The sequence below is a fragment of the Bacillus sp. 522_BSPC genome, from assembly GCF_001076885.1.
Classification (GTDB): Bacteria; Bacillota; Bacilli; order Bacillales; family Cytobacillaceae; genus Niallia; species Niallia hominis.
In genome coordinates this window covers 1-9,893 of sequence record NZ_JVDT01000179.1, presented here as the reverse complement: position 1 = coordinate 9,893, position 9,893 = coordinate 1, and the positions used below count along the sequence as shown (strand labels likewise).

The 9,893-nt window shown below is 34.6% G+C and carries 9 protein-coding genes; 3 read left to right on the top strand and 6 right to left on the bottom strand.

Annotated elements, in window-relative coordinates; all coding sequences use genetic code 11:
* Positions 1 to 62: 62 nt before the first annotated feature.
* The 4 genes from ADJ83_RS15200 to pepV all read right to left on the bottom strand — a co-directional run bounded on the left by ADJ83_RS15200 (position 63) and on the right by pepV (position 4,168).
* Positions 63 to 1,031, bottom strand: coding sequence for a nuclease-related domain-containing protein (locus tag ADJ83_RS15200; protein ID WP_031540502.1), 969 nt, complete (start codon positions 1,029 to 1,031; stop codon positions 63 to 65).
* 27 nt (positions 1,032 to 1,058) lie between these two features.
* Positions 1,059 to 1,625 carry an RNA 2',3'-cyclic phosphodiesterase gene (gene thpR, locus ADJ83_RS15195; RefSeq protein WP_031540501.1) on the bottom strand — a complete coding sequence of 189 codons (567 nt, stop codon included), beginning with the start codon at positions 1,623 to 1,625 and terminating at the stop codon, positions 1,059 to 1,061.
* Positions 1,626 to 1,862: 237 nt separating this feature from the next.
* Entirely contained in the window at positions 1,863 to 2,723 is an 861-nt protein-coding gene (gene dat / locus ADJ83_RS15190) for a D-amino-acid transaminase (RefSeq protein WP_031540500.1), read from the bottom strand.
* A gap of 26 nt (positions 2,724 to 2,749) precedes the next feature.
* Positions 2,750 to 4,168 carry a dipeptidase PepV gene (gene pepV / locus ADJ83_RS15185; RefSeq protein ID WP_031540499.1) on the bottom strand — a complete coding sequence of 473 codons (1,419 nt, stop codon included), beginning with the start codon at positions 4,166 to 4,168 and terminating at the stop codon, positions 2,750 to 2,752.
* 181 nt (positions 4,169 to 4,349) lie between these two features.
* Between pepV and ADJ83_RS15180 the strand changes: the two genes are divergently transcribed.
* Positions 4,350 to 4,814: an NUDIX hydrolase gene (locus ADJ83_RS15180; RefSeq protein ID WP_031540498.1), complete on the top strand. Its 465-nt coding sequence runs from the start codon at positions 4,350 to 4,352 to the stop codon at positions 4,812 to 4,814.
* 484 nt (positions 4,815 to 5,298) lie between these two features.
* Positions 5,299 to 5,520 (top strand): DeoR family transcriptional regulator, encoded by a 222-nt coding sequence (locus tag ADJ83_RS15175; protein ID WP_016202849.1) that lies wholly within the window; start codon positions 5,299 to 5,301, stop codon positions 5,518 to 5,520.
* Between the two features lie 193 nt (positions 5,521 to 5,713).
* Here ADJ83_RS15175 and ADJ83_RS15170 read toward each other — a convergent pair whose 3' ends face one another.
* On the bottom strand, positions 5,714 to 6,436 hold the full coding sequence (locus ADJ83_RS15170; protein WP_031540497.1) for a pseudouridine synthase: 723 nt from the start codon (positions 6,434 to 6,436) through the stop codon (positions 5,714 to 5,716).
* 66 nt (positions 6,437 to 6,502) lie between these two features.
* Positions 6,503 to 8,128 (bottom strand): putative polysaccharide biosynthesis protein, encoded by a 1,626-nt coding sequence (locus tag ADJ83_RS15165; protein ID WP_031540496.1) that lies wholly within the window; start codon positions 8,126 to 8,128, stop codon positions 6,503 to 6,505.
* Between the two features lie 272 nt (positions 8,129 to 8,400).
* Here ADJ83_RS15165 and ADJ83_RS15160 point away from each other — a divergent pair, with 272 nt between their 5' ends.
* On the top strand, positions 8,401 to 9,669 hold the full coding sequence (locus ADJ83_RS15160) for an NAD(P)/FAD-dependent oxidoreductase (RefSeq protein ID WP_031540495.1): 1,269 nt from the start codon (positions 8,401 to 8,403) through the stop codon (positions 9,667 to 9,669).
* Positions 9,670 to 9,893: the final 224 nt, after the last annotated feature.

Sequence of the window (9,893 nt, the reverse complement as noted above, 5' to 3'; positions counted from 1 at the left end):
AACCTCATTTAATTTGGAGAACTAGACTTTTTCAGTGCCCTCCTTCTACTCTTCCCCTTTTTTTATGATTCTTCTGTATCCCATTCATACCTTCTTTTCGAGTTCGTCAAACCATATTGTAATAAGCTCTCTGCTGCTTTTAATTGAATAGCCTTAATTGGCGAATGATGACTTCTCATTTTTTGAAACCACTCTTCATAATTTCTTTTTTCCACAATTTTTAAATCATATGGCACGGATGGAAAATCAATATATCCATTTCGAGTAAGAATTACCTTTTGAACAGGTAATGTAATATCATATTTATCTAAAATACTTTTCACTATTTTTTCTGTTCTATTTATAGATATGACAGGGCTAAGAATCTTTTGCTCTTTATCCCCCTTTTTTTTGACCCAAAATTTATCATTCGAACCAACATATACTGCTGAATTCTCTGCTTCTAACACATGAATGCACCAGACATCAGTTGGGGTAATCATAATCGTGTCCAATTCAACAGGAGCATTTTTCAGTTGAAATAATGGTTGATAAAGTACCAAGAAAGTATCCGGAAATCTTTGTAAGTAGTACTTTAATAATTCATCATAATAAAGCGTCTTTTTCACGTTAGACTTTTCCGTGAGCGTTGAACTGGCCCATTTCAGCTGAAATTCAAATAATTGATTTAGGAATTGCTGTTTTAATTCCTCAACAGTTTGTGGACGGCTATATTGTTTTGCATCGTACTCAAAACTCAAATCATCTTCTTCCGTTTTGACTATTTCGCTTTCATTTTCCAATTCTACTTCTTCAAAATTATTTTGCTGCCAAATTGATTTCTTAAATCGTTCTAAAAAAGAAGGTTTATCCACTATCCAGTCTTCTTCTATTGGACTCTCCGGGTAAAATAGACTTCTATCCTTTGTTTCAAATGCTCTTTTTAATCCGAGCCACTTTTGTTTCTTCAACCGAACAAAACGTGATGGATACAAGACAATGTTTTGCTCATAACGCGACACATAATCTTGCAACTTTATTAACTGCGCCAAGCTTTTTCCCCCTAAATTACAATGTTTCTATTGGTCATTAAAGCAATAACTTTTTATTATTTCATATTTAGGTATTTTCTCCATATGTGTCTGAAATAGGTGGATACTGTCCATATCAAAAATCAAATCGTTTGGGAAAAGGGATCCTTTTAGCAATTGCTCCGAAAATATAGTTTCGGAATCCCATTTTCTTGCTAACGTTAGATGTGGATGAAACGGCCTAGTTTCCAACTGAAAACCAGCCTGACTACAAATATGAAAGACTTGATTTCTAAGATCAAATAGTTTCTTCTCCTCTTTTACCCCAGCCCAAAATATCCTAGGGCTTTTGGGTTGACCAAAAACACCTAAATGATCAATATGTAGCTTAAATTGGTTACTAGCTAAAAATGATTCTTCTAAAAGATTTTGTAACATTTCCCTTTTATCATCATTAGCACTCCCTAAAAACGCAAGGGTAATATGGTAATCGAAAGGATGTACCCACTTTTTAAAAGGGAACCTTAACTGTAGCTCTTTCCTAATCTTTTCTAATTTGCTTATAACAGGACTATCTGGCTTAACTCCTAGAAAATAATGTGGTTTTGTATTCATATCCTTTTTCCTTTAACCTTTTTTTAATGCAGTATCGATGATTAGCTTAATCTCTAACTATATTTCTATTATATAACCTAATGAATCAATTTTAACCGTATCTGTACCTATGTTTTAGAAAATCCATATAAATTACTATACCCTATTTTCTTTTGAAAAAAGAAAAGGAGCTGTCTCAAGTCCAGCTATTGACCATAACTAGTTTGAAACAACCCCATTTTGCGTTTTTCCCTTAAATTAATTTGCTAACTGTCCGCATTCTGCGATGATTGCATCAATAAACAACCCTTGTAACTTTTTCGTTACTTCTCCTACTTTCCCTTCTTTTACGGGAACATTATTGACAGAAGTAATTGGTGTTACTTCAGAAGTTGTACTGGATAAGAAAACTTCATCTGCATCAATTAAGTCTTCAATTGAAAATGCTTTTTCCTCTAGTTCCATTCCATTTTCATTACATAATTGAATAATTTTTTGTCTGGTAATTCCATTTAAAATGAATTGATTTGCCTCATGAGTTTGTACCTTTTCCCCATTCACAATCCAAATATTAGAAGAACTACCTTCTGTTACAGATAATTCTCTATACTGAATGCTTTCATAGCAGCTTGCCTCTACTGCTTTTTGTTTTGCCATTACATTTCCAAGTAAATTTAAACTTTTAATATCACATCTTGACCATCTAATATCTTCTACAGTAATGACAGACACACCATTTTCTAGATTATCTAATGGTCTTTGCATTATTTTTGTATAAGCTATAAATGTTGGAGTAACATCATCTGTTGGAAAGCCATGGTTTCTCGGACTTATTCCTCTAGTGAATTGCATATAAAGGATACCGGTGCTTAATGAATTTTTCGAAATTAACGTTTCTAATAAATTGGTTAATTCTGAGATGGAATAAGAAATAGCTATGCCTATTTTCTCGCTACTTGCAGATAAACGCTCAAGATGTTCTTTCGCCATAAACATTTTACCATTGTACACACGGATTACTTCGTAAATTCCATCGCCAAACTGATATCCTCTGTCTTCTATATCTACTTTTGCTTCTTCTCTTGGTATAAACTCCCCATTCATTAACACCGTACTCATTTTCTCTTCTCCTTTGGATTATATCTTTATTTCGCTAATTCATAGATAGCCTGTGCATAAATTGCTGTTGCTTTCATTAAATCCTCAATATACATATATTCATCTTTTTTATGAGCAATATCTTCTCTTCCAGGAAATAGTGGTCCAAATGCAACCCCTTTTTCTAGCGACCTAGCATATGTGCCTCCACCTATGGATAATAACTTAGCTTTTTCTCCTGTTTGCTCCTCATAGACTCTGCTCAATGTTTGAATTAATTCTGAGTTCTTTTCCACGTGATGTGGTTTAGAATCTGTGAAATTCTCTAGGCTAAAATCATGTTCTGTTAGTAATTTCGCAAGCTTCTCTTTCGTCTTATCCATATCATTTGTAACAGGATAGCGTACTGTTTGACCAATTTTTCCACCCTTTTCTAAATGATATTCCAAAATACCAGCATTTAAGGTAAGTTCGCCTGTAATTTCATCCTCATAATCAATGCCAAGTTTTTTTCCTCTAGAATCATTCACAAAGAAGTTTCGCACAAATTGAAAATAATGAGCAGCCTTTTCATCCAATTCTAATTCCACAAGAAAGTTAGCAAGTTTCAGACCTGCATTCACCCCATTATTAGGCTCTAATCCATGTGCTGACACACCTTCTAATTCTAATACTAAATCGCCATTATCAACCAAATAGCGCCCAGGTACATTCTCTAGCTTTAAATAATTCTTATAACGCTGAATGACCTCAGTTTGTTCACCTTCTTTCACTTCCAACACTGCTTGGGCAAAATCTGGGACCATATTATATCTTCTGCCTGATGCAAAGCTTATAATTTTAACTTCTCCTGTATCATTTGATGTTTTTGAAATTTTCTGAACGATATCAAAATCAGCAATGCCTTTTTCTGCAAAAATAATTGGAAAATCAGCATCTGGAGCAAATCCAATCGTAGGCATACTTTCGTGCTGGAAATAAGTATCCACACATCGCCAATCACTCTCTTCATCTGTTCCAATAATCATTCTAACTTCTTTTGACAAAGGGAGATGCAATTCTTTCACAATTTTCATTGCATAATAGGCAGCCATTGTTGGACCTTTATCATCTAAAGCCCCTCTTGCATAAATCTTCCCATCACGAATCTCTGCCTTATATGGATCGCTTGTCCATCCATCCCCCTCTGGAACAACATCTACATGGCAAAGAATACCGACACTTTCCGTACCCTCCCCAAATAGTAAATGTCCAGCAACGTTTTGAACATTCTTACTGACGAAACCACCCTTTTCTCCAATCGTTAGCATATAGCTTAATGCCTCTTTCACTCCTTGGCCAAAAGGTGCATCATCTGTTGCATTCTCTTCGTCCAATACACTTTTAATTTGCAAAAGTCCTTGTAAATCATTAATAAAGCTGTCTTTACGATTATGTACTTCATTTAACCAATCAATTGAATTCATGGTTTCCTCCTTGGAAGTTTTTAAATATAGTATAGGAAAAACATATCATAAAACGCTTTATATGAGAAATAAAACCTTTAAATTCATATTTCACTAAATTATCATTAAGTATAGTATACATTTTATCGAAAACAAAGCTACACTATATTTTTATCTACCATATGGAAGGAATGTATTTTAAATGGGATATGTTGAAGATGTAAGAAAGCTAGTTGGCAAAATGCCTATCATTCTTGTGGGAGCAGTAGTAATTCTGTTAGACAAGGAAAATAATATTCTATTACAAGAAAGAAAACACCCAAAAAATGTTTGGGGATTACCAGGTGGCCTTATGGAATTAGGAGAAAGTACAGAGGATACAGCAAAACGCGAAATATTCGAAGAAACAGGACTTCAAGTAAAAAATCTACAGTTATTATCTGTTTATTCCGGAAAAGACTACTTTGCGATTGCAGCAAACGGCGATCCTTTCTACACTGTAACAACCGCCTATTATACATCTAAATATGAAGGAATACTCGAGAATGACCAGGAAGAAGCATTCAGCCTTCGATTTTTCCCATTACACAAATTACCACAAAACATGGTCGGCAGCCATCGCAAAATGATAGAGGATTTTAAAAAAATGGAAGAAACTTTAAATTAGGAGCAAGGCGAGCGAGACAGGGGAAAACCCACTAGTGATTTACGTGGATCCCTTAGCCTTGCCCGCAATGTTTTTGCCATAGTTCATAGAGAAATCTTTTTTTAGAAAACATTATCAAAAAAATGTTTAACTAATAAAAAATTCGGGAAATAAAATTTAATTAAAAACTTTTTGAATTTTTATTCATATCATAATTATATATCCCATATGATGAATGTAAGGAAACCCTACAGGGGGTGGTAAATATAGACATAAAAAAGCAAATATTTTGTAAATTAACGCAAATAATGTAGAATATATTAGTAAATAGGGGTACAATATTTATATAGAAATTCATTCTATTGAATTTGTCACTATTTAGCCATTTGAAAAGGGGTTGTCTGTGGAAAAGAAAATTACATACGCTTGAAGAAAATATTCTTCAAATAAGCTGTCGGTCGCTGGAATTTGCCAAAGGTTTGAAAAAAGGATAGGGAGTGGTTTATTGAAACCTTCAACTAACCGGATGTTAAACCGTATCAAATCCGTCTACATGTTTATTAGTAAGCGTGGAACTGTCACAACACAAGAGCTAGTGGAGGAATTTGGTATTACTCCGCGAACGATTCAAAGAGATTTGAATGTGTTAGCTTATAATGACTTGGTGCAAAGTCCAAGTCGTGGAAAATGGACAACAACTAGAAAAAAAGTGAAAATGACATCCTAAAAAATGAAACAACCGAGATTTAAACTTGTATAATAAAGCAAACCTCACAATGAGTTGCTAGGAAAGCTATTGCTATTCCTGCTGTCAAAGTGAGGTTTTTGCTGCATATTTTCGTATTGTTTGCTGTTTGGCTTAAATCTGCTATTGCTCAATCGATAAGAATTTCTCCATTTGTGATTTTCACAAATTATTATTAATTATCTACTTGATAATTTTGCAATAGCTCTATTTCTTCTTCTGTTAACTCCCGATATTCCCCTAGCTCTAGAGTCTCGTCAAGTTCTAGTGGTCCCATCGAAATCCTTTTTAGGTAAATGACCTTTTTTCCAACACTCTCAAACATTCTTTTAACTTGATGAAATTTCCCTTCTGAAATAGTCAGTTCGATATCAGAAGTGTCTCCAGATTTTAATAGAACGAGATGCCCTGGTTTTGTAAGATATCCATCGTCTAAGACAACTCCTTTTTTAAATGCCTCTATATCTGCTTCTCCCACTTCTCCTCTTATAACGGCAAAATAGGTTTTCGGGACATGCTTTTTCGGAGACAGCAATCGATGGGCCAATTTCCCATCATTTGTTAGCAGAAGCAATCCTTCTGTATCCTTATCCAACCTTCCAACAGGAAACGGATTATATACAGAGTCCTCTATTTGGAGAATGTCTATGACCGTTTCTTCCCTCGAATCCTCTGTTGCAGATATTAGCCCTGGAGGTTTATTCATCATTAAATAGATAAACTCCTTATACTCAATCAATTCGTTATATAAGAATACTTCATCTTTTTCTGGGTCTACTTGGTACTTTGCATCTTTAATGATCTCATCATTTACTTTCACTGCCTTATTTTTCAGGAGCATTTTCACTTCTTTTCTACTCCCATAGCCCAAATTAGCGAGCATTTTGTCAATTCGCATCTAAACTCAACCTCTATCTATTATTTCTTGCTTATTATTTTATTTAAAAGCTAAGTTCCTACTATATTAAAAAGGAAGTCTTAGTTTTTGTTTTATTCTAACTGCTTGATTACCAAATATGCGATAAATCAATTTAGAACGGTAAGCTAGATAAACATATATAAGAACCCCAAAGGCAGCTACAATTACTACCATTAAAAGGGAAGCAAATACCGACTCTGTAGATAAAAATAACTGGAGTATTTTATATACATTCGTTGTAACAATATACATAATAACCGAAAATCCCAAAATGAGAATGCTTCTTCGAATAACTATCTTAAATGAATATTGCGCGTATGCTTTTATTACCCCTAAATTAATCAGGATAGATACAGTATATCCTAATGTAGTGGCAAGTATTGCACCGTTTGTTTCCCATCTTTCAATAAACGGGATATTCAAACTTAGTTTAATCAAAATGCCTACCAATAAACTTAAGATAGTAAAACGTTGCTCATTTAACCCCTGTAAGATTGAAGCTGTTACTGGATAAAGGGAAAATAAAATGGCTACAGGCGCATATAATTTTAATACTTCTGCTCCCAACATAATATCTTCTGTTCCATAAAATAATCGATAAACAGGTTCAGCTAATACGGACAATCCAATACATGCCGGTAAAGTAAGAAATAATAGTACTTGGAAAGTCTGATTTAGATTTGTTGTTAAATCTGAATGGTCTTCTTTTACAAAAGCTCTTGTAATCATTGGAATTAATGCCATTGAGAACCCAGTTGCAAGCGATACTGGGATAATAATAATTTTATGTGTTTGATAATTAAATATATTTAAGGCGGTTTCAGAAATGGAACCAAGCCCAATACTACTCATTGCATGGTTAAAGGTAATAGTATCAACTGCTTGAAACAATGGATTAGCCACTCCCACAAAGACAAATGGAGCAGCAGATAAAAGAATTTCTTTATACATAGAGCGTAAACGAATATCTGTTTGCATGCCTTTATCATACAGTAATAGGCTATCATACTCCTCTTTACTTTTTCTCCAATATAATAGAAGCACAGCTAGTCCGCCAATTGCTCCAACGAATGCTGCAAAAACAGATATACTGACAGCAGTAATCAACTCTCCATTTAATACAAATATAACGATTGCAGACCCACCAAGCAAAAAAACTATCCGGACAATTTGCTCTATTACTTGTGAAACAGCCGATGGAAACATTGCATCATGTCCCTGAAAAAAGCCCCTAATTAAACTCATAAAGGGAACGACGATTAACGCAAAACTTACTGCACGAATAACTGTTGTTACCTGACCTACAGTTGAAGTTAAATCCTCATCTGATATAATAAGTCCGGCTAAAAAAGGAGCAGCTGCATATAAAGCGATAAAGGAGAGAATTCCACTTACTAGCATAATCATTAACCCTGACTTAAATAGCTTCCTCCCTACTTCGTATTCTCCCATTGCATTATATTTCGAGATAAATTTACTTACAGCTAAAGGAATACCAGCTGTTGCAATACTTATTACAATAGTATAAGCTACATAAGAATATTGATATAAGACGGTTCCTTGTTTTCCAACAATCATATTAAATGGTATAACATAAAATAATCCTAACGCTTTGGATATAATTGTCCCAAGTGTTAAAATAAATGTGCCTTTAAGCAATTTTGACGACATATAATCCCTTCCTTAAACGAAGCTCTCTTTAACGTTACATAAATAAGTATTTTACCACGAAAACAATCGATAAAATATATACGATACAAAGTAAATATGAACATTTTTTTACACACTATTAGTAGTTTACCCTTTCTTAAAAAGAAACGCTACTTTTAAAAAAGGCAAGTATCTACTAACAGCTTTCTTTTTGATGAATGATACAAATCGATAAAACGAGCTAAATAATGTACTATTAAAATGAAAAATACTCCAGGAAAGTAGGATGTAGTATGCAATATGATGTAATCGTGATTGGGGGAGGCCCATCAGGATTAATGGCTGCCATTGGTGCAGCAGAGCAAAAGGCAAAGGTATTGCTAATTGATAAAGGCAATAAACTTGGCAGAAAGCTAGCAATTTCTGGAGGTGGCCGCTGTAATGTTACAAATAGGCTGCCAATTGAGGAAATCATTAAACATATCCCAGGTAATGGACGTTTTCTCTATAGTGGTTTTTCCGAATTTAATAATGAAGATATTATCGCATTCTTCGAAAACCTTGGAATCGCATTAAAGGAAGAAGACCATGGAAGAATGTTCCCAATTTCCAATAAAGCACAATCCGTTGTAGATGCATTATTGGGCGAGTTAGATAGATTAGATGTAACTATTCAAATAAACTCCCCTGTTAAGACAGTTAATTATCATGAAAATCATACAAAGACAGTGATTTTAGAAAATGGTGAAGCCAAAACATGTAAATCACTTATCATTGCGGTAGGAGGAAAATCGGTTCCACATACTGGTTCTACAGGAGATGGCTATGCATGGGCAAAAAAAGCAGGCCATACTATAACCGACTTATTTCCAACAGAGGTTCCAGTTACCTCAAAAGAAGCATTTATTCAGAATAAAGACTTACAAGGGGTTTCCTTAAGAAATGTAGGATTAAGTGTTCTCAACCCAAAAGGAAAACCAATAATAACCCACCAGATGGATATGATTTTTACTCATTTTGGAATAAGTGGACCTGCTGTATTACGCTGCAGCCAATTTGTTGTAAAAGCAAAGAAAAAATGGAATTTAGAAGAAGTAAAAGTGTCCATTGACTCTTTCCCTGCAATAAAAGAAGAAAAACTATTTCAAGACACAATGACTTTACTTAAAAATGAACCAAAAAAAGCGATTAAAAATACGTTAAAGGGTATGTTAATAGAACGATATCTACTGTTTTTACTGGCATTAGCAAATATCGACCCAACAGCTACATGTGCAACGGTTTCCCAAGATAAAATTAGACAGTTTATTCGTTTATGTAAATCCTTTACCTTTGATGTAAATGGAACCTTACCGTTAGAAAAGGCGTTTGTCACAGGTGGTGGTGTTTCTATTAAGGAGATAGTGCCTAAAACAATGGAATCAAAATTGATGGAAGGCTTGTTCTTCTGTGGTGAAATACTAGATATTCATGGTTACACTGGAGGATATAATATTACTTCTGCGTTTGTGACTGGCAGACTAGCAGGTGTTAATGCGGCACTTGTCGCAAAAGGGATGTAGTAAATAAGTGGCTGGAACATAAGCATTTCAACTAATAATAAACACGAAGTGAAATGGAGCGGAGGACGCTCGACTCCTGCGGGAAATAGAGACGCTTTAGACCCCGCAGCGCATGCGAGGAGGGTACTGAAAAAGTGAATTACCTGGTGAATCGGTAGTTATCAAACCATTCTAACTTAATGTAGGTTTTTGTTTTCCGAGGCTTACCGCACGACTCACCGGGG